A 24967-nucleotide genomic window follows, 5' to 3' on the forward strand; every position below is an offset into this window, starting at 1 on the left:
AACCATCCAACACATCTGACACACCTAACACACCCTAAGTAATTGATTGTTTTTAAAGGGTTTTAATTGTGTTGGATGTGTGTTGGATAGAGGGAAATCCGTGTCAGATTCGATATTAACGGAGTGGGATGATGATTGAAGCCGTGGAGACGTTGATGCGGCATTGGGGAGAGCAGGTCAGCGCCCAGCTCGGCCCCGTTCTGGAGGGGGGAGGGGCCAGCCCCCTCGCCGCCCTCATCGAGTGGAAGGGCGCGCCCCCTCGTGGCGAGCCAGGGACGCGCGTTCCCGTTGGCGGGAGCCACCTTGATCACCGCTCTAGGGAAGTGGAGGCGTGCATCAGCGCGCTGGGTCGGGGCGATGAGGTGGCGCAGCGGCTGGCACGCCTCGCTCGACTTCGCTACCTGGGCGCGGTGCCGAGGACGGTGGCCCAGCAGATGGCGCTGCTGGAAATGGACCCGAAGGCAGACCGCACCTACCGCAACTGGGTGCAGAGCCTGCACGAGTGGGTGCTGGCCGAACTGTGCCGGCGGCAGGCGGCGAATCTGGAGGACGTGAAGCGCATTGCGAAGGCGGAGAAAGCCAGCCGAAAGCGCGCCGAGCGGCTTCGGGAGCACGACCGTTCGTCGGTTGTTCGGCGTCCGTCGGCGCCGGAGCGCCCCCGTCAGCTTCCGTCGGAATAACCGTTAATTGGGGGCTTCCGGTTTTTCCGGTCGGGGGTAAAAAGTCGCCACGCTGATCGACTTCCGCCTGACCGGTATCGACTGCACCACATGCACGTGCTGTGCACCGCCGGACTCTGACCCGGCACCCTCGAAAGCCTCGCCAACCCGGCGGGGCTTTCCCTTTTCTGAGCCGGCCTGGAGTTCGAGGCAGCGGCGCTTTTGCCTTCAGGCTGGAGTCGTGACTTCGGCGTCTGCATCGGGCTTCGGTTTGCGAAGCGATGTGAAGATCAGTGTCCCCAGGGCAACTGTGGCCATCGAGTAGAACGCCAGGTTGATGAAATTAAGGATCAACATGACGATTTCAATTCTGCTCGGTGCATCTGGCTTCGCAACGAAGTTGAGGATGTACGCGCCGCCCAGATACGCCACATAGATGGACAGAGCCAGGGCACAGATCAGCAGGGTGTATCCCGTCACGCGTTTCAGGAGCTTCACCAAGATCTTTCGATGGGCACGTTTGGTTTCAATGATCTTGATCGTGACAGTGATGACCGCACATATCACCCCGATGATGGTTAAAACGGTGCTCATTTTCAGCTCCTTCTGATTGAAAGCTTGATAGTACGAGCAGCAAAGCGCTTTTGCGTACCCCCCTTAACTTCAATTTCGAGCCCCGGCCACCGGGCTGCTCAGGGTGACCTATGACTCAGGAACAACAGCAAGCGCTGATCGAACTGCCTCTGTGGATGGTCGCGCTGATTGCCATCGCCGCTGGATTTAGTGGCGAGATGTGGCGGGCAGATAAAGCCGGGTTGCGCGGCTGGGCTCTGGTGCATCGTGTCGTACTGCGCGCAGGCGCATCCGTTGTGTTCGGGCTCAGCACCACGCTCCTCGGCTGGAGTATCGGCGCCAATCTCCTGGCTGCTGCTGCCGTCGGGTTCGTGGTGGCGACCATGGGCGCCGATGTGGCGAGCGGCCTGTATGAGCGCTGGCTAGCTAAGCGAGCTGGAGTCCGTGATGAACACGCTTAGAGGCCGGCCTATTGATTGGCACTAACCCACAGCGGCGCCTGTTTGAGCAGTGCGCCACTGTGGAGTGATCGACGCGTGATTAAGTTGGGCTCGGTTGAGCAGGAAGAGCCGTTATGCACGATTTATTCTGGTTGATGATCTCTGAGATTCTCGGGAGTCGGCTTCTTAGAAGTGCATCTTCTTTTTCATCTTCTGTTAGAGGCTTTTCAGTGCTCTTTTCCTCATCGCCATCTCCGCTCTTTTCGGTTTTAGGTTTCAATGCGTTTAGTAGATCTGTCGGATTAACCGAAAATGCCGCGATAGTTTTGAATGCTTCCTCACTTTTGAATGATGTTCGATAGATTTCATCAGTTAGCCATGTATAGATGGCTTTTCTTGTTTGGAAGTCCGAGTTGTCGAGGTCCATGATGAACTCAAGAGTTGCCTTCGTAGCTGTGGCATCTCGGTCAGCATTGACCGCTCCGTTGACTATGGCAGCTACTGCAAAGGGTGTCCGATCAGCCACTGCTTCTTCTAGTTTTTCCGAAGAGTAGAGATAGCTTTTAGCTTCCGCAGTATTGGCGTCGATGCTTCCATAGACCCTTTCCATTGAGTCATCTGTTATGCCTTTTAGCTCAGAAGATAATCTTGCGAAGGATAGCGATGTGCAGGCTGATGCTTCCGCACCTAGGAGATAGATTTTTCTTTGCCCGGATGCGTTGAAGTAAAGTTGATGACCCATGCTGAGGCCGAAGAGTGCTCCGAGTGATTTATATAGATCGGAGTGGGCAGTAGTTAAAGCACCAACACCAGCCCCTGCAAGCAAGCTGCCGCTGATCATGTCGTTGTAGAGTCTATTCTTGGCGCTTTCATCTGATCTGATTGCGTACTTATGAGCAATGTCTTTATGGATGGCACTGATGTTTTTAGCTTTCTCCTCAGCATTCGCTCCAGTGATTTTTTCTTTTATATAGAGATCTGCCGCCTCTTGGGGGACGTATGGAGCGTGGCTGCAGCCCGCTACTGATAGGGACAAAGCGAGTGGAATCAGCTGTGTGATTTTCATGCGACCATCCATGGAAGTGATTGAGGTGTCAAAATGCTAGCACTGGCAATGCACTTTGCCAGTTGCCCCTGACTTGAAAATGACGCTCGCGTCGCGCATTGATTGGAGCAAGTGAAATGAAAGCTTCAATCCATCACGCAGGTTTGGAGGGAGCAATTTCTTCTCTTTATGCGCTTACTGGCGACATGCCTGCCCGCGCCATGGCCGATGCCCTGAACCATACGGGCAACCAGGCACGCATAGCCCTGCAGGGCGAGATGGCCGATGTGTTCGACCGGCCGACGCCCTTCACCCTCAACGCCATCCGCGTCGAGAACGCCACGCCGACCAAGCTTGAAGCGGCGGTGTGGGTGAAAGACGACAAGGACAACAACTCGAAGGCGCAGGCGCCCGAGGATTGGGTGGCGCCCCAGGTCTACGGCGGCGACCGCGAGCTGAAGAAGTCGGAGCAGTTGCTGCGTGCCAAGGGCATCTTGCCGGGTGATCGCTTCATCGTTCCCGGCGCCGGCGCGAAGCTGGATCAGTACGGCAACCTGGCCCGTGGGCAGACGATCCAGATCCTCTCCGGCCTGTCGGCGTTCACGATGGCGGGCTTCACCGCCAACGCCTCGAACAACTGGCGCTCGTTCCGCAAGGGCCACGGCCGTGCGTTCTTCGTAATGCGCCGTGGCAAGACGGCCATCGGCATTGCCGAGCGGCGCGGCAAGCAGCTGGTCATCGTGCTGGCATTCGTTCGAACGCCGCACTACCAGCGGCGCCTTCAATTTCACGCGGTGGTCGAGCGAGTCGCTGAAGCGAACCTGACCACCAACATAGACAAGGCCGTTACCAAGGCCCTGACCGGCAACTTGCCGACCAACTTCCGGCGTCGCCCCCAGGCGTGGCCGAAGGGTTGGTGACGCCGGGGCAGGGTAGCCGGCACCCAGCCGGGGCCCCTGGGGCGGGCTGGGTGGCAAGGGTAATTCGAGCCACGTTTCTGAGTTAGCTGCAGGGCCTGGAGCTTAGTTAACTGGGTTAACCCGGTTAACTCGGGCGCCATGGCCGGTTAACTGGAGCACCCACCATGGAGTTCATCACCAAATCGGAATACGCCGCGCGCATCGGCGTATCGAAGGCGTACATCTCGAAGCTGGCCAAACAGGACCGGCTGGTCCTCGACGAGGCTGGCCGGGTCGATGTGCGGGCCACCGACGCGCTGTTGGCCGAAACCGCAGACCCAAGCAAGGCCGGTGTCGCGGAGCGCCACCAGCGTGACCGCGCCGACAAAGGCGTGCACGCGCATGTCACGCCATCCGCTCCGGCAACCCTGCCGGCGCCACCGCCCCAGTCCGGCACCAAGCAGCCCGACTTCCAAAAGGCCCGCGCCCACCGTGAGCACTTCCTGGCCCTGCTGGCCGAGGACGAGTTCCGCAAGGGGCGCGGTGATCTGGTCGAGCGAGAGGTGGTCGACCGTGAAGGCTTCGACATCGCCCGCACCGTGCGCGACCTGCTGCTGGGCTTGCCGGCGAAGGTCAGCGGCGAGCTGATCGCCATCAACGACGCCTGGGAGATGGAGCAGCGCCTGACCGCGCTGTTCCGTGCCGCGCTGGCCGAGGCCGCCGGTGAAGTCAGCGCGCGGAGCGCGGCAGCCGACCAGGCCGAGGAGGCCGCATAGCATGAATCAACCGTATGCCGACGGTGCCGCCGCGTACCGCTCGGCATACGTCAGGGGCCTGACCCCCGATCCCGATCTCTGGATCGATGAGTGGGCCGACGAGTTCCAGCGCATCCCGCGCGAGGCCGGTGCCGCCGAGCCCGGCAAGTACCGCACCGACCGCACGCCGTATGCACGGGAGCCGATGCGCTGCCTGTCGCCGGCCCACCCGTCCAAGCGCGTCGTCACCATGGTGGCGTCGCAGCTGATGAAGACCCAGATCGGGCTGAACTGGATCGGCGCCTGCATCCACCAGGCGCCGGCCAACATCCTGGCGCTGCTGCCCAGCCTGGGCCTGGCCAAGCGGGTGTCATCGCGGATCAGCAAGAACATCGACGTGGTGCCGGAGCTGAAGCGGCGTGTCGCGAAGGCACGCTCACGCGATGCCCGCAACACGATGGACACGAAGGAGTTCGAGGGCGGCACGCTGTACTGCACCACGGCAGGCTCCGCCGCCAACCTGGCCGAGCTGGCCGCACGGTACATCTATGGCGACGAGATCGACCGCTGGGAGATCGACCTCAACGGCGAGGGCGACCCCATCGAGATCGCCGAGGCCCGCGGCTCCACCTTCGGGCGGCGCGCGAAGTTCTATTACTCCAGCTCGCCCACCATCAAGGGCGTATCGAAGATCGCCGACCTGTTCGAGCAGAGCGACCAGCGCCACTTCTACGTGCCGTGCCCGCACTGCCGGCACATGCAGGTGCTGGAGTGGGAAAGCCTCAAGTACAACGACGACGCCTCTCGGGTCGACTACCTCTGCGCCAACGACGAATGCAATGCGCAGATCGAGGAGTCGAGCAAGGCCTGGATGCTCGCCAACGGCGAGTGGCGGGCCCATGCCGAGGGCGACGGCGAGACGGTCGGCTTCTACCTGAATGCGCTGTATGCGCCCCTGGGCTGGGTCAGCTGGGCGGGCATGGCCAAGCAGTACATGAAGGCCAAGCGCGCCCAGGACCGCGGCGACCTCGAACCCATGCAGGTGTTCTACAACACCCGCCTGGCCCGTGTGTGGGATAGCGCGCAGGAGATGACCAAGGCCAGCGAGCTGAAGGCCCGCGCCGAGGACTACCCGCTGGGCTTCGTGCCTCGCGGTGGGTTGATCCTTACCGTTGCCGTCGACACCCAGGGCGACCGCCTGGAGATGCTGGTGATCGCCTGGGGCGAGGGCATGGAGCGCTGGGTGGTGGATCACCAGGTGATCGTCGGCAACCCCTCCGAGCAGCGCACCTGGGACCTGCTGGACGAAAAGCTGAAGCAGCGTTACCGCCACGCCTCGGGCGTTGAGCTGGGCATCGCGGCGGTCGGCATCGACTCCGGCGGTCACCATACCGATGAGGTCTACCAGTTCGCCCGCATGCGGCGCTGGCGCAACGTCTTCGCGCTGAAGGGGCACAGCAAGCCGGGCCGCCCGGTGATCGCGCAGCGCCCCTCGAAGGTCGACGTGACCTGGCAGGGCAAGACGGAGAAGGGCGGCGTCGAGCTTTGGATGATCGGCACCGACACCGCCAAGGACTGGATCTACAACCGCTATCCGCTGGTGGATGGACCCGGCGCGCTGCACTTCTCGCGGGACCTGGCCGACGACTTCTACGACCAGTGCGTCGCGGAGCGGAAGATCACCCGCTACGTGCGGGGCCACAAGCGCACGGAGTACGTGAAGCCCAAGGCGGACCGCAACGAAGGCCTCGACCTGCTGGTTTACAACCTGTCCATGGCCCATTTCCTGGGCCTCAACCGCTATAGCGTCAACGACTGGGCCCGCCTCAAGCAGGCGGTGTCGCAGTCCAGCCTGTTCGCCGATCCGGTCGAGCAGACCTCAAGCCCGGCCCAGCCTGCCCCGGCGCCTGAGCGCACCGAGCAGCCAGCCGCGCGCCAACCCACACAGCCATCAAGCCCGTTCGGTCGCCGCTTCTCGCGAAGCAGCTACCTGACGCGGCCGCAGAGGTGACCATGAGCACAGCAGCGCAGCGCCTCGCCGAGGTGCGCCAGTCCATATCGGACATCCTGAAATTCGGCCAGAGCGTGCAGAAGGACGGGCGCAAGCTCGAACGCGCCGAGCTGGCCAGCCTGCGGATGCTCGAAAAAGAGTACATCGAGCAGGCCACACGCGAAGCGGGCGCCGCGCAGCCGCGCAGCAAGCAGATCCGCCTCAGCCACCGCGGCAAGGGGGTGCTCTGATGGCCCGCGCTCGGCTCACGCCGAAGCGCATCCGGGCCAGCTACGAAGGTGCCGGCACCGGCCGCCGCGCCGCCGGATGGGATGCGCCCGACGCCTCGTTCAACGCCGTGTCGGTGGCGGCGCTGCCGACCTTGCGCAAGCGTTCCCGGGCGGCGATCAAGAACGACCCCTACGCCTTCAGCGCGATCTCCAAGCGGGTCAGCAGCCTGATCGGAACCGGCATCGTGCCGCGGGCCAAGATCAAGGACGCGGCAATCCGCGGCGAGTTGCACCAACTGTGGGAGGACTGGACGGACGAGTCCGATGCCGACGGCCTGACCGATTTCTACGGGCAGCAGGCGATGGTGGCGCACATGGTCGAGTCGGCCGGCGAGTGCTTCGTGCGCCTGCGCTACCGCCGCGCCGAGGATGACCTGGCGGTGCCGTTGCAGCTGCAGCTGCTGCCGTCGGAGTTCGTGCCGACCGAGAAGAACTTCCGCACGCGCGCGGGCAACCTCGTGCGCGCCGGTATCGAGTTCGATCAGGTCGGTCGGCGTGTTGCCTACTGGATGTACCGCTTCCACCCGGGTGACCCATCGGCCAACCAGGCCGGTTACAACACGTTGTATCGGGTGCCGGCCAGCGAGGTGCTGCACATCTTCGAGCCCCTGGAGGCCGGTCAGCTGCGCGGTATCCCCCGGCTCACGCCGGTGCTGCTGCGGCTGAAGTCCCTGGACAACTACGACGACGCGGTGCTGTTCCGGCAGGAGGTGGCCAACCTGTTCGCCGGCTTCATCAAGCGAGCGGCCAGCGAAGGTGGGCCGAACCTCGACCCGCTGAGCGGCGAGGCGCCGCGACGTGATCGCGACGGCGCGTCGATGGTGGCCCTGGAGCCCGGCACCATGCAGGAGCTGGAGGAGGGCGAAGAGGTCATCTTCTCCGACCCGCCAGACGCCGGTAACTCCTACGTCGACTTCATGCGGCAGCAGCTGCAGGCCGCCGCCGTCGGTGTAGACCTGCCCTACGAGTTGCTGACCGGCGATATGGGTGACATCAGCGACCGCGTGCTGCGAGTGCTGATCAACGAGTTCCGGCGGCGCATCGAGCAGCAGCAACACGCCATCTACGTCTACCAGCTCTGTCGGCCGGTGCGCCGTGCCTGGCTCGACACCGCGGTACTGACCGGTGCCATCGACCTGCCCGACTACACCTCGCGCCGCCGCGAGTACCAGCGCACGCGCTGGGTGCCGCAGGGCTGGGCCTACATCCATCCCGTTCAGGACCCCCAGGGCAAGATTCTGGAGATCAAGGGCGGCTTGGCCAGCCGCACGGAGCATGTGCTGCGCACCGGCATGGATGCCGAGCAGGTGGACGAAGAGAACGCCCAGGACCAGCAGCGGGCCAAGAATCTTGGCCTTCAGTACACATCAGACCCCGTCGCCCCGGCGGCGACCCGAAGAGAGGAACCGGTATGAATTACTTCAGCTACCAGCTGGCCGTGGCGATGCTGCTGGCCAGCCTGGGACTGGGGGCGCCCGTGCGCCCCCGCATCCTGAACCGCGCGGGCCAGGTCGAGGTGCAGGACCAGCACTGGTACAGCATCAAGGCCCTGGGCGAAGGCCCCAAGCGCACCATCGAGGTCTTCGTGTTCGGCGAGATCGGCACCTGGGGCCTCAGCTCCGGTGACTTCATCGCTGCGCTCAAGGCCGAGGACGATGGCGTGTCGCCCGTGGTGGTGTACTTCGACACCATCGGTGGCGACTGCTTCGACGGCATCGCCATGCACAACATGCTCGCCAGCCTGGGCGAGCGCTGCACGGCCCGCGTGGTCGGGGCCTGCTTCAGCGCCGGCAGCGTGGCCGCCAGCGGCGCCCACCGGGTCGAGATGGCGGACAACGCCCTGTGGATGATCCACAACCCCTGGACGTGGATGGCCGGTGACAGCGAGGAGCTGCGCCGCACCGCCGACATGATGGACAAGGCCACCGACGCCATCGTCGCCAGCTACCAGCACCGGCCGCTGACCATCGACGAGACCGAGCTGCGCCGCCTGATCACCGCCCAGACCTACATGACGGCGGAGGAGGCGAAGGCGGCGGGCTTCGTCGACGAGGTGCTGACCGGCACCCAGCCGCTGGTGAGCAACGCCCAGCGCGGGCAGATCCTCAACCGCTTCCGCGATATGCCGGAGAAGGCGCGGGCGCTGCTGAATCAGGACCCTCCCGCTGACCCTGAGCCGAAGGACGATCCTGCATCGCAGGATGCCCCGTCGCCTGATCCCGCCCAGGTGGTTGCGCTGACGGCCACCTTGCTGGCCGAGTGCCGAACGGCCGGGCTGCTGGATCACGCTGACGCCCTGGTGAGGGCCTCGGGCCTGAAGGGGGAGCCCGAGATCCGCGCCGCCATCCAGCGTGGCAAGACCCTCAAGGCGCTGTGCGACCTGGCCAAGCTGCCCGGCGAGCTGGGCGGACTGCTCGCCAGCGGCGCCGACGAGACCGCGGCCAAGGCGCTGCTGTACGACAAGATCGCCGCGAGCAGCGGCAAGGTTGAGCTGCACAACCAGCCACCGCTCGAAACCCTGGAAACCCAACCCGAGACCCCCGCCCTCAACCCGGCCGAGATCCTGGCCCGTCGCAAGGGCCAAGCCACTGGAGCACGCAAATGACCGTCATCAAAGAACGCCCCCACGCGGGCGAGTTTCTCCTGTCCGAAGCCAACGGCACCCGCAGCCGCGACCGCGTGGTGATCACCGCCGGCTCCGGCATCCTCGACGCCGGCACCTTGCTGGCGCGCATCACTGGCTCCAACACCATCAACGCCGCCGCCACGGCGGGCAACGTGGGCAACGGCACGGTGTCTGGCGCCGCGGTCACCAGCGAGGCCATCACCGGGGTCTACGTACTGACCATCACCAAGGCGGTCGCCAATGCCGGCGACTTCGAGGTGCGTACCCCGGACGGGGATGTCCTGGCCAAGGGCAAGGTCGGTACTGCGTTCGCCGTCGGTGGCCTGTCCTTCACCCTGGGCGATGGCAGCACCGATTTCGCCAAGGGCGACAGCTTCAGCCTCACGGTCAAGGCCGGGCAGGGTGAATGGACGCGCTACGAGGATGGCGGTACCGACGATGGACGCCGCACCGCAGGCGGCATCCTCTTCGCCCCGGCGGATGCGAGCCTCAACGACATCCAGGCCGTTGCCGTGGTGCGCGATGCCGAGGTGGTCGAGCGCCTGCTGGTGGGGCTGGACGCACCTGGCCGGGCGGATCTGCTCGCCCTGGGCATCGTGATTCGCCCCTGACCCCCATCCCCCCCTGACCCCCTGAGCCCCGCTGATGCGGGGCTCGTCATTTCTAGGAGCCAACAATGGCCGAGATTTCGATTTTTGAAGACGATGCGTTCTCCGTCGCCAACCTGGCGGTAGTGATCAACGCCGACCACCGCGTGCCCGGGCAGATCGCTGCCGCTGGCCTGTTCAGCGAGTCCTCCAGCTCCACCATCACCCAGCAGATCGAGAAGGATGGCGACACCCTGGAGCTGGTCGAGGCGGTGCCGCGCGGCTCGGGTGGCCAGGTCGTGCTGGCCGGCAAGCGGGAGAAGCTGCCGGTCAACTGCGTGCACCTGCCGCAGGAGTTCACCATCTACGCGGACGAGATCCAGGGCATTCGTGCCTTCGGCACCCGCACCGAGCTGCAGTCGGCTCAGGCCGTCGTGGCGGCGCGCATCGAGAAGGCCCGCCTGCAGCTGGACCTGACCCACGAGTACCACCGTATCGGCGCCATCAAGGGGCAGATCCTCAACAAGAGCGGTGGCGTGCTGCTCGACCTGTACAAGCTGTTCGACATCGAACGCAACGAGGTCGAGATCGACTTCGAGCAGGATGTGAGCGCCCAGCTCACCGAGGTCACGGACCTGCAGGAGGATGCCCTGGGCGAGGTGCCCTCCACCGGCTCGATTGGCTGGGTTGGCAAGAACTTCTGGAAGAGCCTCATCGCCGCCGAGTCGGTACGCGACACCTACCTGGCCAGTGAGGCCGCGGCTGCTCTGCGCGGGGATCGTAGAGCCGCCTTCGAGTTCGGCGGTGTCCTCTGGATTCGCTACCGCGGCAAGGTCGCTGGTGTGCCGTTTGTGGGGGACGACGAGGCCTGGGTCGTACCCGATGGCGCTCCCGACCTGTTCAAGACCATCTTCGCGCCGGCGGACTACATGGAGACGGTGAACACCGAGGGTATCCCGTACTACGCCAAGCTGGAGCGGATGGACTTCGACAAGGGCGTGAAGGGCGAGGCGCAGTCCAACCCGCTGCAGCTCTGCACCCGTCCGCGCACCTGCATCAAGCTCACCCGCAAGGTATGAGCTTCGGTGCCCTGATCGACGCTGCCGACGAGATGATCGAGGCCTCGCTGTCCGACGGGCTCGCTACCTACCTCAGCCAGGCCGGGTCGGTTCTGGTTGAGGGGGTGCCCGTGGAGCTGAACCGCAGCGTCGAGCACCCGGACATCTCGGCGGGGGTGGTGGAACGCATCACCACCCTCAGTTGCCGCAAGGTGCGCCTGGTGCCCTACGACCGGCGCGGGTCGTTCGTCCTCGACGGTACCCGTTGGCACATCGAGAAACCGCTGGCCGATGACGGCCAGTGGATCACCTTCTACGTGAGGCCCTGATGAACACCGTCACCGATGTTCCATCGCTGCTGATGCAGCAGCTGCAGGCTCGGCTGGCCACAGTGCCGGGCTTCGGCGAGGAGGTCCGCGAGGACTCGGTGCTGCGCCTGATCGACGCCGAGGACGAGGAACTGCCCAACCAGTTGATCGTCCTGCAGGAGACCAGCACGGAGGAGGGCGAGCGGCAGACACCCACCAGCATCAAGGAAACGATGTACGTGAGCCTTGTGCTGATGTGCCGGCTGAAGGACTTCGGCCCGCCGCTTCGTGCAGGTCGACTTGCGGTCAAGCAGGCCCTGAAGGGAGTCAAGGCCGGGCTCGATGTGCCGGGGCTGATCAAGGTCAGTTGGCCGTCCGAGATCCCCAAGCCGCCCGAGGATGGCCGCCGCTGGGCCTGCCGCATCATCCCCCTCGCCATCACCTACACCCAGCAGCTCTGACCCTCACCTGCACAACCAGGCCGCCTCCGGGCGGCTTTTTCATTGGAGAACCCCATGCCTGAACACATCGTGAAAAAGGCCTTCGTCCACAGGGAGGGAGGCAAGACGACGCTCTACGAAGCGACCGAGAAAAAGCAGCCGCTGTCGGCCGCCGCCGCGGAGCATGCTGCCGCGCGCGGCTACATTGACGTACCCAAGGCCAAGGCGGAAGTCCCTGCCAAGCCCACCCAGCCCGACGGCCAGGCCAACGCCTGAGCCGTGCCCTGAAAGGACCCGACCATGTACCAGAAGATTGACCGTTCCTTCATCGGCGAGGGCATCATCCATGCGCGCCTGTACGGGTCGCAGGACCCCTTCCTGCAGCTCGGCAACTGCGATGCTTTCAGCGTCAGCTACGCCACCAACCGCAAGACCCTGCCCAACTTCATGGGCGGCGGTGGTAACCGTAACGTCAACGAGAAGCCCTCGGATGTGACCGCGTCCATTGGCATGTACGACATCACCGCGGCCAACGTGGCGCTCGTCACCCGAGGCACCGTGAAGGTGAACCCCGCCACGGCCATCCCGAACGAGGTACACACCTCGGCGGGCGTGCTGGGTGAGCTGATCCCGTTCGACTACATGCCGGACCCCACCAAGACCGTGACCGTGAAGACGGCTGGCGACGTTGCCTGCGATGGCGGTGTCGACTATCTCCTGACGCCGCACGGCATTCAGGTGCTGTCCAACAGCAAGATCGACGCCACCGGGGTGAAGGTGAGCTACACCCCGCGTGCGACCAAGTCGGTTCACATGCTCAACGGCGCACAGCGTGAGTTCGAGATGTACATCGCCGGCCTCAACGACGCCCAGTCGGGCGAGCCGTTCGCGCTGCGTCCGCGCCGCGCGAAGTTCGGCATGCTGCAGGAGTTCTCGGTGCTGGGTCAGGAGTACACCAAGCTCACCGGCCCCTGCGAACTACTGGCCGATCCGCTGGTGACGGCCGCCGATATCTCGAAGTTCTGTCAGATGGACCTGGCGGAAGCGGCCTAACAGCATGCGCCAGGGATGGCGCCTGAGTAGCCTAAAGTCTGCTAACCGCTAACCGCTAACCGCTAACCGCTAACCGCTAACCGCTAACCGCTAATCGTGATCAATACCGCGGGCTCTCCCTTTGGGCTTAACTCCTCAGCAAGCGTCATGTCTCCTTTCTCTTCATTGCAGGGAGGTTCTGCTTCTATGGGGTTACGGCACACCGGTTATGCCAAGTTCAATGCGGTAGAGGTTCGCGGGTTCGATAGGTCTCAAACCCCGTGGGATTCCAAGTTGACGGTGACTGACAAGCGCACGGGGAAAAGTCGCTGCTTCATTGGGGTAACTTCAGCTTTGACAGGGCACGGAGAACTCCATGCTTTGCACCAGTTCCTGGAGTCGATCGACTTCGATTTGACGGAGTTCCATCATTACGTACTGGAAATTTCTAATGATGTCAGCCCCTGTTGCAGGAACTGCGCAGCGCTGCTGGGAAGCATTGGAGTTAAAGCCTCCGCCGGTACGTTAAAAACACGATTCAGAGCTTCACAGCCGAGCTGGTTGCACCCTGAGGTGGTTCATTTTCTGATGCGTTATCACCAAGAGTCCGACGAGGGGTACATCCGGCATCACTTTGCATAGCCCGACGACATACACCTATAACCCGCCTCGGCGGGTTTTTTTATGCCCGGAGTAAACCATGGCCGGCCCCGTATCCCGCCTGATTCAATACATCCTGCGCGGCAAGGACGAGCTCTCGCCCGAGGCCGCCAAGGCCGCCGCCGCCCTGGAGGAGGTGCGTGCCGAAGGCGACCGCCTGACCGCGACCCTCGACAAGGCCAAGGCCGCCCAGGGCCTGGCCTCTCGCCTGGCCGACACCCGTCGTGCGGCTGATCAGGCCTCGACCACCATGGAGCGCGCCGAGGCTCGCGTGACCGAGCTGCAGAAGCTGCTCGCCGCCAGCCCAGGCAATGAAGCCTTCGCCATCTCGTTGAAGGAGGCCGAGCGCGAGGCTGGCCGTGCGCGGAGCCAGTTCGACAAGCTCAGCGCCCTGGCCCGCCAGTTGGAGGGCAACCTTCAGGCGGCAGGCGTCGACACCCGCGACATGGCCGAGGCCGAGAAGCTGCTGGCCGCCGAGCTTGCGCGTGCGCGCGACGCCTGTGCCAGCAACAGCGAGCAGGTAAAGGAGCTGGAGCGCGCGCTGGCCGCTGCGAACCGCGAGGCTGCCCAACACCAGTCCCGGCTCGCTGCTGTACGCGAGGGGCTGGACGGCGCAGGCCGCAAGGCCATTGCCTTCGCCGCCGCGTATGTCTCGGTGTCGGCTGCCCTGGGCCTGGTGCAGAAGGGCCTCAACCTCGTGCGCGACGGCATCTACTCGATGCTGAGCACGGGCGACGAGTTCGAGGGCCTGGAGACCCGGCTGACCTCGTTGATGGGCTCTATTGAAGGCGGCGAAAAGGCGACGGCCTGGATCAAGGACTTCGCCAAGAACACCCCGCTGCAGCTGACCGATGTCACCGAGGCCTTCGCCCTGATGAAGGCCTTCGGGCTCGACCCCATGGACGGGTCGCTGAAGAAGATCGAGGACCAATCGGAGAAGCTGGGCGGCGGCATGGAGCGCCTGGAGGGCATCGTCACTGCACTGGGCCAGGCCTGGTCGAAAGAGAAGCTGCAGACCGAGGAGGTGCTGCAGCTGATCGAGCGCGGCGTGCCGGCCTGGGAGCTGCTGGCCAAGGCCACTGGCAAGACCAGCGCCGAACTGCAGGACTTGGCCACCAAGGGCAAACTCGGCCGCGACGCGATCAAGCTGCTGATCGATCAGATGGGCTCGTCCTCGGCCGGTGCTGCCGAGGCGAACATGAGCCGGCTGTCGGGCCTGGTCAGTAACCTGCAGGACACCGCCACCAGCTTCCTCGACCGCATCGCCAAGGCCGGCGCCCTGGACTACGTGAAGGGCCGGCTAAAGGCGCTGGCCGACACCATCGACGAGATGGACCGCGACGGGCGCCTCGACAAGCTGGCGAAGTCGCTGTCGACGGCCTTCATCGAGGGCGCCCAGCGGGTCGAGCAGTTCACCAAGAAACTGTTCGGCGTCGACTTCAACAAGCTGACCGATGAAAGCACGGGCTGGCTGACGGGCTTCGGCAAGAAGCTCGACGAGACGGCCGAGCGGGTGCAGCTGTTCACGGCGCCCTTCATCACCCTGGGCGCCACCCTTTCCGGTGGCTTTGCGCAGATCGCGGCGATTGTCGTGGCCGGTGCCGCGCAGATTCTCGGCGTGGTGAAGTCACTCGGCGAAACATTGCCGGAGGCGTTCGGCGGCCCAGCCATGGTCGAGAAGGCATCGGCCGGCATCGAGACCCTGAATGGCTTGTACGAAGGCCTGGCGCAGCACGCCCAGGACAGCCTTGCCGTTATGGCTCGAGCTTGGGACACCAGTGCGAAGCAGACGGAGCAATCGGCCCAGGAACAGGCGGAGACGGTGAAGGAGGCCGTCGACGACCAGTTCGAGCACGTGGTGCAGCGCGTCGCCGACATGAACAACGCCCTGGCGCAGATCAGTGCTGCTGAGGGCGCCGCCCAGTTCAAGCAGCTGGGCGACGAGATCCTCAAGGCCTACCAGCGCGGCGACCTCAGCCAACAGGAGTTCGCCGCCAGCATGGGCGAGCTGAACCAGCGGCTGAAGGAAACCGGCGGCTCAGCCAAGGTCGGCAGTGACGGCGTCACCGAGCTGGTGGACAAGCTCGGCTCCCTGGAGAAGGTGCAGACCGCCATCAGCGGTGCGAAGACGGATGTCGACATCAACAACATCCGTGCCGCCCTGAAGAAGATGTACACCGACGGCAAGATCGACGCCTCGACGTACAACGCCGAGCTGGAGAAGACGACCGCCAAGCAGAAGGAGCTGAAGGCCGCCGTCGATGCCGGTAAGAAGAGCCAGCAGGACAGGACCGACGCCGACCGCGAGGCGATTAAGACCAGCGAGGAAGCACGCCGCGAAAGCGGCAAGCGCATGGAGGCGGAGCGCCAGGCCGGTGATCAGGCGATGCAGGACCGGCGTCGGGGTGTCGAGTCGGCCAAGCGCGATGTATCGAGCCTGGAGGGCTACTTCGGCGGCGTGGTCAGTCGGGCCCGGGAGCCCCTGGCAGAGATGAGCGAGGCCGCCCTGGAGGCCTTCGACAGGCTGCGCGGTATCAGCACCGTTAACCTGCAGCTCGACACCAGCAGCCTGGACGCCACCACCAAGTCGCTGGAGCGCGCCACCGATGCCCTCGGACAGATGCAGGCCGCCGCCAACACCGTCGGCATGACCTCCCTGGGGCGCTGGCAGGCGGATATGGCGGTGCAGAGCCAGCAGCTGCAGGTGCAGTTCCTCGGGCAGAAACGGGCCATGCAGGAGCTGATGGAGGGCTACGACGACGGCAGCATCTCGCTGCAATCGTTCGTCAGCCAGGCCGAGGCGGCGCGCAACACGATGGGTCTGCTCAATGATTCCGACCTGCGCACCCTGGAGGGGGCGATCAGCGCCGCGAAGGACCGCATGCAGCAGCTGCAGGACGGTACCCGCAATACCCTGGCCAGCCTGCAGGAGGAACTGATGGGCCTGCGTGGCGAGGCCGAAGCCCTGGAGCGCAGCCGCTTTGCCAGCCGCCGGACCGACCTGCAGACGCAGTATGCCGATGCGCAGAAAAGCGGCGACATGACCGCCATCGCCAACCTGCAACGCGCCCTCGGCGTGCTCGCCGAGATCGAGACGGAGTCGTTGCAGAAGACCCAGCGCGAGCAGCAAGAGAAGCGCATCGCCGAGCTGCAGCCTCCCGCCCCGCAGGCCGGCCAGCAGGAACCGACGAAGGTCATTCGCCTGCAGCCGCAGAACGGCAAGGCCGTGGACGTGGCGGTGCGCTCGACTGACGACGAAACCAACCTGCTGTCGGTGCTGGAAAGCGCCGGGCTGAGGAGCGTGTGATGCAACTGGCTGGAATCGACCTCGACCCCCAGCACGACTGGATCGACGAATACGAATGGGACCCGGTGGCGCAGACCCAGGACCGCACCCTGACTGGCAAGCTGGTGGTGCAGGAGGGAGCCAAGGTCCATGGCCGGCCGATCACCCTGGACGGCACCGGCTGCGCCTGGACGCCGTTGTCCGTGGTGCGGCAGCTGGAGGCGCTACGGGATCAGCCTGGCCTGGTCATGCCGCTGGTGTTGCCGGATGGGCGCACGTTCAGCGTGATCTTCAATCGCGCTGAGGGAGCGCCGCTGACGGCCAGGCCAGTGCATCGAGAGGTCAACCCTAGTCTCAGCGACCCTTACGAAGTAACGTTGCGCTTGATAAGCGTGAAGCCGGCTGAAGCCGGGGGCATGTAGTTTTTTCGACAGGGAGTTTGAAAATGCTAAGACTTGCGCTGTTAAACCCCTACCCACTTCATGACGGGGTAGTAAGTCAGCATGATCTTGCTATCCATGCAATGGCGGTGGCGCAGGGGTGGCCGGGGATATCGCTCAGACAGACCAACCACGCTCGGTCTCCTTGGGAGTTCGCGCGGTTTGCGGCTGAGAGCGGAGGGGCGAACAACGGTTTTACTATGGAGCTCGAACGGTTTCTGAGGTCGAGTTCCGTGTATAAAACTTGGCGTGATGCAATGCCGCCCTTGTACCGATCCCCTGCAATCAACCATTACAGAGATCATAGAATCAAGAGCACATTGCTCGAAGAGTTAGGCATTCTTCCTACTCTTTCACCTGGGCAGTACCTCTTTCATGGCGGCATGTGGCCTGGCTCGTTGTTCGCTGGCTCAAAAATTTGGGTAGACAGGCCGTTCTCCACAACCCTCAGTGCTAACCCTGCTGTCGTTCACGCTGCCAAGGACCAGGGTTTCGGGAAAGGCCATGTTTGGGTAATTGAGATAGGGCCCAGCTTCAACAAGCCTGTCTATGCTTACAACCTGAGTCAGCGCCGGTACAAGCAAGAGTTCGAAGTCCTCATTTCCCCTGGTTTTTCCGCAGAGTGCCTAGGTTTCGAGGACTGCGGAAATTACACGTTGATCTCAGTTCTTCTGAGTTAGCAATCACCCCCAATTAGTTTGTTCTCAAGAGACCCGCCCCGGCGGGTTTTTTTTCGCCCGTAGGAAACCCCGATGGCCATCACGACCAACGATGTGAAGCTGCTCAAGAGCCAGCGCCTGACCGACGAAGACGACGGCGGTGGCCGTGCCACTGGCCAGGCCGTGGCGGACGCCGAGATCAACAACCTGTTCCCCGACATCAGCCGGCTCGACCGCACCATGGGCCGGATCAACCTGCGCAAGGTCTTCGCCGGGGTGATCAGCACCAACCCCGACCCGTACCTGGGCGCGCACTCCATCGTCACCCAGGCGCCGGCCGACCCGCGCGTGTCGGTGCTGCTGTTCAACACCGGCAGCCAGACCGACGAGCGCAGCAACGCCCGCAACGCCATCGAGGCCTACGTGGTGCCGGCGGTGTCGGCCGCCTTCGAGCTGCTGGGCAACCAGTTGCTGGGCCAGCGCGCGATTGCGGCGGTGCAGCGGGAGGAGCAGCGAGTGCCCGAGATCGGCGAGGTGTACCAGCTCGTGCGCGGCGCCGCGCCGGCCTTCAGCCAGTATGTGCGCATCACCGAGGTGGAAACCCGCCTGGAGCAGTACACCTACGACTATGGCAACGGCAACTTCGTGACCTTCACCCGCCGTCGCTTGGACTTGAAGATCAGCGCCCCCTTGGGTGCGACCTTCCCCGGTGGGCAGCCAACCCCGGCCGGCACCACGGCCACCAGCTTCGAGGGCCTGGCCAAGGCGCAGGTGCTGACGACCCAGGTCGCCGACGCCGCGCGCTACTACGGCATCAGCAAGCTGGCCGAGGCCGTGGCCGAGGGCTCCATGAGCGTGAAGGTCAACAGCGTCTATTCCCAGCTCGTGCCCAGCAGCACCCGCGAGAGCGCGCTGGTGGACCAATTGGCCGGCTACCAGCGTCGTGTCGTGCTGGCTGCCGGGCCGGCGCGGACCCTGGCGCTGAGCTTCGGTGCAATGGCCTCGGGCGTCTCGCGTGCCTACCTGGGCACCGGCTGCACCCCGGGCACTCTGAACCTGTCCGCCAATGGCGGGGTGTTCGCCGATGATCGCAAGGGCGGCCTGCGCTTCATCAGCGGCTCCAACTGGATCTCGGCTGGCACCGTCGATTATGAGACCGGCGAGCTTGAGCTGACCCGCATCGGCATCGCCTGGTCGGGGGCCGCTTCGGCCAGCTACCAGCCCGGGGCACCGGCCACCGACGAGGCTGTGACCGGCGAGCTGCCGATCACCCTGGGCAACCGGGGCTTCGTCTACACCCTGTCGCTGGCGGAGGCCATCCCGCGCCCGGGGACGCTGACCGTCAGCTTCATGGCCCTGGGCAAGTGGCAGGAGATCAGGGACCCGGGTAACGGCGAGCTGACGGGGGAGGGCGCCGGGCTGATCGCCTTCGACACGGGGTCGGTGTCGCTGACCCTCAACGCGCTGCCGGACGTGGGCAGCTCGCTGATCTGGTCCTACCTGGGTCAGAACGCCGCCGCCATCACCCAGCGCACGGGCTCGGCCGTGGCGGCCAAGGCGAAGATCGTGCGCCAACTGCCCCACGATGGCATCCGCCCTGGCTCGCTGGTGGTGTCCTTCAAGGTGGGCGGGGTGACCAAGACCCTGACCGACAACGGCGCGGGTGTGCTGGCCGGCTCCGGTGGCAATGGCGTGATCGCCTACGCCAGCGGTCGGGTGCAGTTCATCCCAACGACCACGCCGGACGCCGGCGGCATCACCTACACCTACGAACAGGGCGAGGTGGTGAACACCCCGCTGGCGGCCAGCAGCGACGGCTCCGGGATGTCGATCTTCACCATCCCCGGCGCGCCGCTGAAGCCCGGCGGCATCCAGATCAACTGGCAGACCAAGCGCCGCCAGGCCGCCCCGGCGCTGAGCAGTGCGGCGACCCAGGCGGGCAACACCCTGCCGGTGTACGAGACCGATGTGACGGTCGACAACAGCGTGACCGACAACGGTGCGGGCGGCTGGATCGGCCGGACGGGGCAGATCAACTACACCACGGGGCAATGCACCCTGCAGGTGGCGACGGCCTACAGCTTCACGGAGTACGTCTACACGACCAGGAAATCCCATGGCACCTGGGGCGAGGACGAGGTGGTGCTGATTACCGTCAACACCAACCGGCAGGAGACCTTCCCGGGCACGCTGTCGATCATGGCGCAGGCGGCGGGGGCCAACTACGGCGAGGAGACCGACACCCAAACGGTGCCGGCGGTGTCCCTGGACCTGCTGCCGGGCATCGGCGAACCCATCGTGCCGGGCTCGCTGGTGTTCACCTGGGGCGGTGATGTGTACGTCGACCGCTCGGGCGTGCTGTTCAAGAACGTCAGCACCCTGACCAACGCCGGCACGTCGGTGGGCTCCATCGACTACGCCACCGGCACCGCCACCCTGGCGAGCTACACCGTGGGGGCGGCGTCGGGTGTGGCCGTCGAGGCGTGCCTGACGACGAACGCGGGCTTTCAGGTCAACGCGGTGACCTTCCGCACCGCAGGTGCGCCGCTGCGTGCGGGGAGCCTGCAGGTGACGGCAGTGCGGGCCGACACCGCCCAGGTCGTCACCGCCATCGCCGATGCCAACGGCAACTTCAACCACGCGGTGATCAAGGGCTCGGTGGATGTCAGCACCGGCATCGTGCGCCTGCAGTTCACCAGCAACCCGGCCGATGCCAGCGGGGCCAGCAACATCCCGGTTATCCCGGTGCTGACCCGCTTCAATGCCGTGGTGCTGTCGAGCCTGCCGCTCGATGCCGCGTTGATCGGCCTTGACCCGGTGCGACTGCCGGCCGATGGGCGCGTACCGGTGTACCGCGAGGGCGACGTGCTGGTGATCCATCACACCGGGGAGACCCTGGTGGCCAGCCCGTCAGCGGGTGGCACCGTCACGCTGGCTCGTGATCGGCAAGCGGAGATCGAGGTAGTCGACGAGAACGGCCTGGCCCTGCGCCCGGCCAGCTACAGCGCCGACCGCGAGGCCGGCACGGTCACCTGGGCGAATCCGCTCGTGCTGCAGGACGCATCCGGCAACCCGCTGGCCCTGCCGTTGGTGATCCGCGACCGCGTGGAGCACATGACGCTGTGCACCGAAGTGCAGATCAGTGGGCAGCTCGGGATCAGCTCGCCGCTGCCCTGGGCGCTGCCGGCCGGCGAGACGCGGGTGTCCAGCGCCGTGGCCTGGGGCGACTTGCAGGCGCGGATTCACCACTGGTTCACCCAGCAGACGTGGAACAGCAGCGCACCGAACTGGACAGACAGCCCCATCGGGGGCTCGACGACCGCCAACTACAACCAGCTGAGCTATCCGCCGATCATCACCAACCGCGGCGCCATCGATGGCAAGTGGGCCCTGGTGTTCACCAGCAATACCTCTTTTAACGTGGTCGAGGAATCGCTGGGCGTGATCACCACCGGCAGTACATCCAGCGACTGTGCGCCGGTCAACCCGCAGACCAACGAGCCCTATTTCACCCTCCGCAAGGAAGGCTGGGGCGCCGGCTGGGCGGCCGCCAACGCTGTGCGCTTCAACACTGACAGTGCCCTCGGGCCGCTGTGGGTGGTGCGCACCGTGCTGAGCGGGCAGGGCACGGTCGATGACGATCAGTTCAAGCTACAGATCAGAGGGGACGCAGACTGATGACACTGCGCATCTATCGTTCCACCGATACGGGGGCCCCCACGCGGGGAGCCTTGACGGGTTTGCCGGTCAACATGCTGCGGCAGATCCTGCGCGCGTGTCTGGTCGACGGCTATGGCACCCAGCCCTCCGCAGGCTGGTCCCTCGTGGACGAGGGGGGGCGGGCTTCTCCATCACCAATGGGCCGGGCACTGGGATCATAAATTTCGTCATGCCCGTTCTCTCCACGCACTACTACCCCATCGTCATCTACCTGGCGGAGTCATTCACTGGCAGTGCCAATGGCCGGATCACGGGTGACAACCTGCGGTCCGGGCCCTGGAGTGCCGCTAACCCCGTCAGTGCTCGGCACCTGATATTCCCGTCGTATGGGCCTTTCGCCACCGAGTTGGGTTCCATTCACTGGACGTTGATTGCGGATGAGCGCACGGCAATTTTCCTTCTGAACTCGCGAGTCGCGGCCAGCAACGACCGCAACAGCGACCTATTTCTGTATATGGGGGAAATCGACTCACCCCTGTCCGGGCCGGCCCGCTTTGTCGTCTCCGGTGGCTCCAACTCCTATGCAGAGACGGACACCATCAACAACTTTTCCGCTGGCGTATTCAGCCCGTTCGGGCGGGGCTACACCGCGTTGCGCAACCTCAACACGGGGCTGATTCAGCCGGGCCTGATCGAGCTATACCCGGTTGAGATGACCTTCGCGGGCACCAGCTTCTCGCCGGATATGCCGGTCGACTGCATGTTTGGCAACCGGCTCACCTTCGCTCAGGCCAAGATCTACACCGGGTCGGTCGCTGGTAACGGGTTTGCCGGGTTCTTCCGGGGCGTGCTGATCGAGCCATCGCTGATCTACTGGAATTGGCTGACTGCAATGAGTGCTCTTGGACTGCCGCGTGCGGATGACTCGGCCGGGACCTTCGTCGGGCCGCCTGGTGATGCGGTTGCGCTGTTCTGTGGGCGGGGGGTCAACACCTTCTTCGTGACTGATAACCCTGCCTACTGGTGACCTATGCCCTCTGTTCGCATGCCGAAAGTTTTTACTGTCCCTGACGCTGTTCCCCGGGCGGTGCGAGCGGTGACCTGTGTCGTAACACGTGATGGCCTGCCCTCGCCTGGGAGTGTGGTGCGGATCTACAAAGACCCTTCCAACCCGATCCCGGTGGCAGTCTTCACCTTGGCGGATGGCACGTCCGCGACACAGACCTTCCTGGCTACCGCGTTTACGGGGGAGTGGCTGGCTGTCGCTATCGATGACACCGTGCCCCGCCTGGGTGGGGTGAAGTTCGTCAACGTGAACCAAGACCTGACCATCACCTTCGACCTGTCCGAGGGCAGCGGCAGCAACCCGGGCTCGCCGGGCACGGTCGACGCGGTGGTGCGCGTGGCGGGGCAGCCTGCAGCGCGGCGACTGGTGGCGGTGGAGCTGGCCACCGATGGGCACTGGCGGCTGGTGGGCGAGGGCAGCACGGACGCTGCCGGCACCGGCGAGCTGGAGGTGAAGGTCACCGCCAGCGCCCAGGTGTTCGTGATGGCGGTGGACACCTGGGGCGTGCCGTTTCAGGCCAATCTCGCGGTGGCTCAGGGCGATGTGATCCGGCCAAGCCTATTCCGGGGTTGGGTCTACACCGTCACTCAGGCCGGCCAGCTGCCGGCGATTGAGCCCGTCTGGTGGGATGAAACCCTCACCGGCCCCCAGGCCCTGGGCACTGCTCGGGCCGAGGTGGCGCGCTATTTCCGGCCCCTGGCCCATGGCCCCATCCCTGTCGAGATGACCTGAATGCTGACCCTTGAAGTGGGCGCCGCCTGGCAACAGGCGCAGCGCCTGGATAACCGTGAGCGCGTGTTGCCTTGGAGCGCCCTGCAGGCGCAGCAGGTGCAGGCCGGCGCGAGCTGGCAGCGCGGCGAGATACGCGACAGCCGCCACGCTGCATCCTGGGACAAGGTTCCCGAGCGCGACCAGCTCGGCCGCCTGCCCTGGGGCTGGGGTGCGGACGAGGATCTGCAGGCTGCTGCGCGCTGGGATCGGGTGCCCGCTTGCGACAGCGCCCTGTGGCTCGCCTGGGACCGCTCCATCCGCGCCCAGGACGTGCGCCTGCGGCTGATCTACAACCCCAAGCCGGCCCGCAAGGACGTGGCGCCCGGGGTGCGCTACCAGCGCAGCGACGAGTTCGGTCCCCGGCGTGACGCCGCGCAGATCCGCCAGGCCAGCCTCTACGTGCCCGGCAGCGGGCCGCTGGTGTTCGTCTTCGACGGAGCCCGCTACAGCCCGTCCAGCTCGCCGCTGGTGTTCTTCGATTTCCGCTACGACCCACCCAACCCGCCAATCCAGCCGGTGGATGGCGGCATGGCGTCGGGCTGGGGCGCCGCCCGGGTGATCAATCGCCGGCTGAGCCTGCGCTGGGGATGGGGCATCCCCACCGACCCGGTGCCGACCGGCATCCGTTACCCCGACTACCCGGGCCCGGTGATCGTGATCGATTCACCGGAGGAGCCCGACCTGCTGGAGACCTACATGATTGCGAACACCGTCAGCCTGGTGGTGTTGCCCGACCGCACACCGGTCGACGCCACCAACATCCGGGTGGGCCTGGATATCGACTCGTTCAGCTGGAGCTTCAGCGCGGATCTGGTGGGCGAGGCCTCGCTGAACCTCGTCAAGCCCGGCAACGGCGGGCAGAAGTCCGTCGAGCTGAACATCAACGGCTGGACCTGGGTGCTGCTGGTCGAGCGCTACAGCCGGCAGAAGCAGTTTCCCGCCGTGCGCTACACCATCAGTGGCGCCACGCGCACCCAGCTGCTGGCTGAGCCCTACGCGCCTAAGCGCAGCGCGGTGAACACCCAGCCCATCACTGCGCGCCAGGCCGCCGAGGACCAACTGGCCAGCACCGGCTTCACGCTCAACTGGGACTCGGTGAACAACAACCCACCCGACTGGACCCTGCCGGCCGGTGCGCTGACCTATCAGGACCAGACGGCCATGCAGGTGATTGCCCGCATCGCCGAGGCGGTGGGCGGCGTGGTACGGCCCTCGCGTGATGGCGACGCGCTCACCGTGCTGCCGCGCTACCGGGAAGCGGTGTGGTTCTGGGAGCAGGCGGTGCCCGACTGCATTCTCGATGCGGACTTCGTCACAGGCCTGGGCGGCGAGTGGGCGCCCCAGCCGCGCTGGAACAGCTGCTACGTCAGCGGCATCAACTTCGGGGTGTCGGTCGACGTGCGCCGCTCCGGCAGCTCCGGCGACAGGCCGGCGCCGGACGTGTTCGACGACCTGCTGACGGACGCCACTGCCAACCGCTACCGGGGCATCTGCGAGATCTCCAAGGGCGGCGAGCAGGAGCTGGTCACCAAGAGCCTGCCGCTGTTCCCGGTCGGCGGCAGCGCCCCGGGTCTGGTCCTGCCGGCGATGCTCTGCGAGGTACGCGGCGACGGCGAGACGTGGAAGGGTCTGTGCCTGAGCGTCGAGATCTCCGCGACCGGCGTGGGCGCCTCGCGGGTCGAGCAGTCCGTGCGCCTGGAACGCCACACGGAGGACCTGTGAC

General features: G+C 65.0%; 22 protein-coding genes. 20 read left to right on the top strand and 2 right to left on the bottom strand.

Annotated features, from left to right (window positions below; genetic code table 11):
• Window positions 1–131 precede the first annotated feature (131 nt).
• A complete protein-coding gene (locus PHLH3_RS04035; RefSeq protein ID WP_213628293.1) occupies window positions 132–680 on the top strand; it encodes a hypothetical protein in 549 nt (182 codons plus the stop codon).
• 207 nt (window positions 681–887) lie between these two features.
• Here the strand turns inward: PHLH3_RS04035 and PHLH3_RS04040 are convergent, their stop codons facing one another.
• Entirely contained in the window at window positions 888–1253 is a 366-nt protein-coding gene (locus PHLH3_RS04040; protein ID WP_213628294.1) for a hypothetical protein, read from the bottom strand.
• Window positions 1254–1363: 110 nt separating this feature from the next.
• On the opposite strand from PHLH3_RS04040, the gene PHLH3_RS04045 reads away from it, so the two are divergent.
• A complete protein-coding gene (locus PHLH3_RS04045) occupies window positions 1364–1693 on the top strand; it encodes a phage holin family protein (protein ID WP_213628295.1) in 330 nt (109 codons plus the stop codon).
• Between the two features lie 79 nt (window positions 1694–1772).
• Here the strand turns inward: PHLH3_RS04045 and PHLH3_RS04050 are convergent, their stop codons facing one another.
• On the bottom strand, window positions 1773–2738 hold the full coding sequence (locus PHLH3_RS04050) for a hypothetical protein (RefSeq protein WP_213628296.1): 966 nt from the start codon (window positions 2736–2738) through the stop codon (window positions 1773–1775).
• A 116-nt stretch (window positions 2739–2854) separates the two neighbouring features.
• Here PHLH3_RS04050 and PHLH3_RS04055 point away from each other — a divergent pair, with 116 nt between their 5' ends.
• From PHLH3_RS04055 to PHLH3_RS04140, 18 genes are all read left to right on the top strand, one after another.
• Window positions 2855–3637, top strand: a complete 783-nt coding sequence (locus PHLH3_RS04055) for a hypothetical protein (RefSeq protein WP_213628297.1) — start codon at window positions 2855–2857, stop codon at window positions 3635–3637.
• Between the two features lie 164 nt (window positions 3638–3801).
• Complete coding sequence (locus PHLH3_RS04060) at window positions 3802–4392, top strand: terminase small subunit (protein ID WP_213628298.1); 591 nt, start codon at window positions 3802–3804, stop codon at window positions 4390–4392.
• Window position 4393: 1 nt separating this feature from the next.
• Window positions 4394–6382, top strand: a complete 1989-nt coding sequence (locus tag PHLH3_RS04065; protein ID WP_213628299.1) for a phage terminase large subunit family protein — start codon at window positions 4394–4396, stop codon at window positions 6380–6382.
• 2 nt (window positions 6383–6384) lie between these two features.
• Entirely contained in the window at window positions 6385–6612 is a 228-nt protein-coding gene (locus PHLH3_RS04070) for a hypothetical protein (protein WP_021222559.1), read from the top strand.
• Window positions 6612–8066: a phage portal protein gene (locus tag PHLH3_RS04075; RefSeq protein ID WP_213628300.1), complete on the top strand. Its 1455-nt coding sequence runs from the start codon at window positions 6612–6614 to the stop codon at window positions 8064–8066. The genes PHLH3_RS04070 and PHLH3_RS04075 overlap by 1 nt, the downstream gene beginning before the upstream one ends.
• The gene (locus PHLH3_RS04080) at window positions 8063–9256 is read left to right on the top strand and encodes a head maturation protease, ClpP-related (RefSeq protein WP_213628301.1); all 1194 of its coding nucleotides are present in this window, start codon (window positions 8063–8065) and stop codon (window positions 9254–9256) included. The genes PHLH3_RS04075 and PHLH3_RS04080 overlap by 4 nt, the downstream gene beginning before the upstream one ends.
• Complete coding sequence (locus PHLH3_RS04085; protein ID WP_213628302.1) at window positions 9253–9888, top strand: head decoration protein; 636 nt, start codon at window positions 9253–9255, stop codon at window positions 9886–9888. The genes PHLH3_RS04080 and PHLH3_RS04085 overlap by 4 nt, the downstream gene beginning before the upstream one ends.
• A 65-nt stretch (window positions 9889–9953) precedes the next feature.
• A complete protein-coding gene (locus PHLH3_RS04090; protein ID WP_213628303.1) occupies window positions 9954–10943 on the top strand; it encodes a major capsid protein in 990 nt (329 codons plus the stop codon).
• Window positions 10940–11251 carry a hypothetical protein gene (locus PHLH3_RS04095; RefSeq protein ID WP_213628304.1) on the top strand — a complete coding sequence of 104 codons (312 nt, stop codon included), beginning with the start codon at window positions 10940–10942 and terminating at the stop codon, window positions 11249–11251. The genes PHLH3_RS04090 and PHLH3_RS04095 overlap by 4 nt, the downstream gene beginning before the upstream one ends.
• Window positions 11251–11691 (top strand): hypothetical protein, encoded by a 441-nt coding sequence (locus tag PHLH3_RS04100; RefSeq protein ID WP_213628305.1) that lies wholly within the window; start codon window positions 11251–11253, stop codon window positions 11689–11691. The genes PHLH3_RS04095 and PHLH3_RS04100 overlap by 1 nt, the downstream gene beginning before the upstream one ends.
• 54 nt (window positions 11692–11745) lie before the next feature.
• A complete protein-coding gene (locus PHLH3_RS04105) occupies window positions 11746–11946 on the top strand; it encodes a hypothetical protein (protein ID WP_213628306.1) in 201 nt (66 codons plus the stop codon).
• A gap of 24 nt (window positions 11947–11970) precedes the next feature.
• Window positions 11971–12723: a hypothetical protein gene (locus PHLH3_RS04110; protein WP_213628307.1), complete on the top strand. Its 753-nt coding sequence runs from the start codon at window positions 11971–11973 to the stop codon at window positions 12721–12723.
• 679 nt (window positions 12724–13402) lie between these two features.
• Window positions 13403–16669 (top strand): tape measure protein, encoded by a 3267-nt coding sequence (locus tag PHLH3_RS04115; RefSeq protein ID WP_213628308.1) that lies wholly within the window; start codon window positions 13403–13405, stop codon window positions 16667–16669.
• Window positions 16669–17070 (top strand): hypothetical protein, encoded by a 402-nt coding sequence (locus tag PHLH3_RS04120; protein ID WP_213628309.1) that lies wholly within the window; start codon window positions 16669–16671, stop codon window positions 17068–17070. Before PHLH3_RS04115 ends, PHLH3_RS04120 begins: the two co-directional genes overlap by 1 nt.
• Before the next feature lie 770 nt (window positions 17071–17840).
• On the top strand, window positions 17841–21425 hold the full coding sequence (locus PHLH3_RS04125) for a hypothetical protein (protein ID WP_213628310.1): 3585 nt from the start codon (window positions 17841–17843) through the stop codon (window positions 21423–21425).
• A 211-nt stretch (window positions 21426–21636) separates the two neighbouring features.
• Window positions 21637–22434 carry a hypothetical protein gene (locus PHLH3_RS04130; protein ID WP_213628311.1) on the top strand — a complete coding sequence of 266 codons (798 nt, stop codon included), beginning with the start codon at window positions 21637–21639 and terminating at the stop codon, window positions 22432–22434.
• 252 nt (window positions 22435–22686) lie between these two features.
• Window positions 22687–23205 (top strand): hypothetical protein, encoded by a 519-nt coding sequence (locus PHLH3_RS04135; RefSeq protein ID WP_213628312.1) that lies wholly within the window; start codon window positions 22687–22689, stop codon window positions 23203–23205.
• Entirely contained in the window at window positions 23206–24966 is a 1761-nt protein-coding gene (locus PHLH3_RS04140; RefSeq protein WP_213628313.1) for a hypothetical protein, read from the top strand.
• Window position 24967 lies beyond the last annotated feature (1 nt).

It is taken from the genome of Pseudomonas sp. Pc102 (assembly GCF_018408275.1).
Lineage (GTDB): Bacteria > Pseudomonadota > Gammaproteobacteria > Pseudomonadales > Pseudomonadaceae > Metapseudomonas > Metapseudomonas tohonis.

Excerpts from the sequence above, each read along its gene's own strand:
- PHLH3_RS04095 (WP_213628304.1), top strand. The coding sequence starts at position 10,940 with ATGAGCTTCGGTGCCCTGATCGACGCTGCCGACGAGATGATCGAGGCC.
- PHLH3_RS04075 (WP_213628300.1), top strand. The coding sequence starts at position 6,612 with ATGGCCCGCGCTCGGCTCACGCCGAAGCGCATCCGGGCCAGCTACGAA.
- PHLH3_RS04100 (WP_213628305.1), top strand. The coding sequence starts at position 11,251 with ATGAACACCGTCACCGATGTTCCATCGCTGCTGATGCAGCAGCTGCAG.
- PHLH3_RS04055 (WP_213628297.1), top strand. The coding sequence starts at position 2,855 with ATGAAAGCTTCAATCCATCACGCAGGTTTGGAGGGAGCAATTTCTTCT.
- PHLH3_RS04130 (WP_213628311.1), top strand. The coding sequence starts at position 21,637 with ATGCCCGTTCTCTCCACGCACTACTACCCCATCGTCATCTACCTGGCG.
- PHLH3_RS04105 (WP_213628306.1), top strand. The coding sequence starts at position 11,746 with ATGCCTGAACACATCGTGAAAAAGGCCTTCGTCCACAGGGAGGGAGGC.
- PHLH3_RS04090 (WP_213628303.1), top strand. The coding sequence starts at position 9,954 with ATGGCCGAGATTTCGATTTTTGAAGACGATGCGTTCTCCGTCGCCAAC.
- PHLH3_RS04050 (WP_213628296.1), bottom strand. The coding sequence starts at position 2,738 with ATGAAAATCACACAGCTGATTCCACTCGCTTTGTCCCTATCAGTAGCG.
- PHLH3_RS04035 (WP_213628293.1), top strand. The coding sequence starts at position 132 with ATGATTGAAGCCGTGGAGACGTTGATGCGGCATTGGGGAGAGCAGGTC.
- PHLH3_RS04120 (WP_213628309.1), top strand. The coding sequence starts at position 16,669 with ATGCAACTGGCTGGAATCGACCTCGACCCCCAGCACGACTGGATCGAC.
- PHLH3_RS04080 (WP_213628301.1), top strand. The coding sequence starts at position 8,063 with ATGAATTACTTCAGCTACCAGCTGGCCGTGGCGATGCTGCTGGCCAGC.
- PHLH3_RS04040 (WP_213628294.1), bottom strand. The coding sequence starts at position 1,253 with ATGAGCACCGTTTTAACCATCATCGGGGTGATATGTGCGGTCATCACT.
- PHLH3_RS04065 (WP_213628299.1), top strand. The coding sequence starts at position 4,394 with ATGAATCAACCGTATGCCGACGGTGCCGCCGCGTACCGCTCGGCATAC.
- PHLH3_RS04045 (WP_213628295.1), top strand. The coding sequence starts at position 1,364 with ATGACTCAGGAACAACAGCAAGCGCTGATCGAACTGCCTCTGTGGATG.
- PHLH3_RS04140 (WP_213628313.1), top strand. The coding sequence starts at position 23,206 with ATGCTGACCCTTGAAGTGGGCGCCGCCTGGCAACAGGCGCAGCGCCTG.
- PHLH3_RS04060 (WP_213628298.1), top strand. The coding sequence starts at position 3,802 with ATGGAGTTCATCACCAAATCGGAATACGCCGCGCGCATCGGCGTATCG.
- PHLH3_RS04125 (WP_213628310.1), top strand. The coding sequence starts at position 17,841 with ATGGCCATCACGACCAACGATGTGAAGCTGCTCAAGAGCCAGCGCCTG.
- PHLH3_RS04115 (WP_213628308.1), top strand. The coding sequence starts at position 13,403 with ATGGCCGGCCCCGTATCCCGCCTGATTCAATACATCCTGCGCGGCAAG.
- PHLH3_RS04070 (WP_021222559.1), top strand. The coding sequence starts at position 6,385 with ATGAGCACAGCAGCGCAGCGCCTCGCCGAGGTGCGCCAGTCCATATCG.
- PHLH3_RS04085 (WP_213628302.1), top strand. The coding sequence starts at position 9,253 with ATGACCGTCATCAAAGAACGCCCCCACGCGGGCGAGTTTCTCCTGTCC.
- PHLH3_RS04110 (WP_213628307.1), top strand. The coding sequence starts at position 11,971 with ATGTACCAGAAGATTGACCGTTCCTTCATCGGCGAGGGCATCATCCAT.